Genomic DNA, 2051 nt, shown 5'->3' with positions numbered 1-2051 from the left:
GCGCTGTATTCGCGCGGTCAATCCGAAATATCATGCTGCCGAGCAATTGGCGCTGTTGCAATGCACATCGATGTACCCAACGCTGCCGGAAGAAGTCAATTTACGGGCAATGGATACACTCGCGGCGGCCTGCGCCTGCCCGGTGGGGTATTCGCATCATACAAAAGATCAATTGGCATTACTGGCCGCAGTGGCCAGAGGTGCGACCGTGCTGGAGTTTCATTTCACCGATCAGCGTGAAGGGCGCAGTTTCCGTGACCACGCGATTTCGCTGATGGCAGAAGAAGTCAGCGCGCTTGCCGGTAACATTCAGCGTATTCGCTGTTTACTGGGACAGCCAGAAAAATCCGCGACACCCGGCGAGCGTGAAAGTGGTCATATCGACAGCTTCCGGCGTGGTGTGTATTGCAAGCGCCCCCTGCGTGCGGGTGAACGTCTGCAACGTGAAGATTTAATTGTATTGCGGCCTAATCATGGAGTGGACGCGCGCGCATTTGAAGATGCAGTTGGGCGGGCTGTACCCTGCGATACGCCAGCGTTTGGCCGCTTGCAGCTGCCCGCCGTTGCACCCAGGGCAATGACGCAAACATTGCCCCCGATCACTTTGCCTGCCGTTGCGCAAACGCTGCCACAATTTTTTTGTCAGCTGAGCAAAGTGGGTTTCGATGATGCGGCTTTGCAACGGCTCCGTGACACGTGCATGTTCATTGTTAGCAGTACCTCGGGGGTATGGCGGGGTTCGGGTAAACCGTTTTCGTGCCATTTGATCGGCACTGCAAGTCTGGTGGTTGAGGCACTTCCCGATCAAGAAGAAATGATTCATGCGGCACTCCTCCATGGAACGTATCAAACCCGTGTTTCGGGTGAATTGCTTGATGAAGATGCACAGCGGCAGAGCGTGCGCAATCGCTGGGGTGATGCGGTAGAGGCATTGATGTATGCCTATCAGCGTGCTGGCCCATTGCTGCCAGGGAAAATGCCTGAACAGAATTTCAGTGACAACTTGCAACGCAAGGTACGCATTTTGCAGCTTGCAGATCAACTGGATGATGGGTTGGATGGTGGCCCTTGGTGGCATGGCAATGTGGCCGATGGCGAGCAAATAGGGGGTGCATTGCAACGGGTGGATCAATTCCTGTTGATGCAGCTGGCGTTTACACAGGCATCAGAACTTAATGTGCCGGTATTTTGGTTGCGCTGGCAACAGATTTGCGCGCAGTTACTGGCGAAGACTTGGCCAAGCGCGCTAAGGACAGAGCAGTACAGCAGTTTTCGAGTGAGCTAAGCGACGATGGCGAATTCTTTGTTGCGCGATGTCCCAGCGTGCCCGTTATGCGGGAGCTTGCAGCACGATGGCGAAAGTACACCGCCGTCCAATTTATATTCAGAACAATTGGCACTGATCGCCGGTTGCGATGAGGTGCAGCTTCGTGAAACAGTACGGAACCGCCGCTGTGCAGATTGTGGCCTTTGGTACAAGCCGCGTTGGTTTCGGCAAGAGGCTTTACATACGCTGTTCACAAAGCATGTGCCAACCCATCCCAAAGGCTGGGATGCGGTATCTGGGCGGTTTTCTGAATCTGGCTTATTAGCAGATGCCGCCGGTTTGCGGCGTGCTGTTGCGGAAAAGGATCCGCTGATGGCAGCACGCTATCGGCGCAGCTTGTTATCTATTGTTGATTCTGTCGTGGATATCGATGCGTTATTGCGTCAGCAACTACAGGACGCTATCACGCAGACCGGAGTTGAAGCGCTTGAAGCATTGCTGCCCGCGCTGGATGGACACTTTGCCAGGCCTGCAGCATTCAAGCGATTTAGTGGGTTTTCTTCGCATCTACTATGGGACTGGGTGCAGTCACATCTTGGTGAAATTCGCGAGTATGCTGAAGTGGGATGCCCGCTATGGGGGCAGTTAACGCGCACTGGTGATGGGTTATGTGTACGCCATTTTTATATTCGTTCGGAAAATAACTATTGGGGCAGTGGATGTTGCCAAGCGGGCGAGCACTGCTGTCAACGGCTTGCAGCTAATGGCAATGTGCATGTACAGG

General features: G+C 54.1%; 2 protein-coding genes. Both read left to right on the top strand.

Annotation, left to right across the window (positions count from 1 at the left end; translation table 11 throughout):
- A partial coding sequence (locus QWB57_RS04205) for an N-acetylneuraminate synthase family protein (RefSeq protein ID WP_288968474.1) occupies window positions 1-1285 on the top strand: 1285 nt, incomplete at its 5' end.
- A 108-nt stretch (window positions 1286-1393) separates the two neighbouring features.
- Window positions 1394-2051: hypothetical protein (locus QWB57_RS04200; RefSeq protein ID WP_288968472.1), on the top strand; the 658-nt coding region annotated here is incomplete at its 3' end.

The organism is uncultured Thermomonas sp., from assembly GCF_937872235.1.
Taxonomy (GTDB): Bacteria; Pseudomonadota; Gammaproteobacteria; order Xanthomonadales; family Xanthomonadaceae; genus Thermomonas; species Thermomonas beijingensis.
This window is presented reverse-complemented; position numbering and strand designations above follow the sequence as displayed.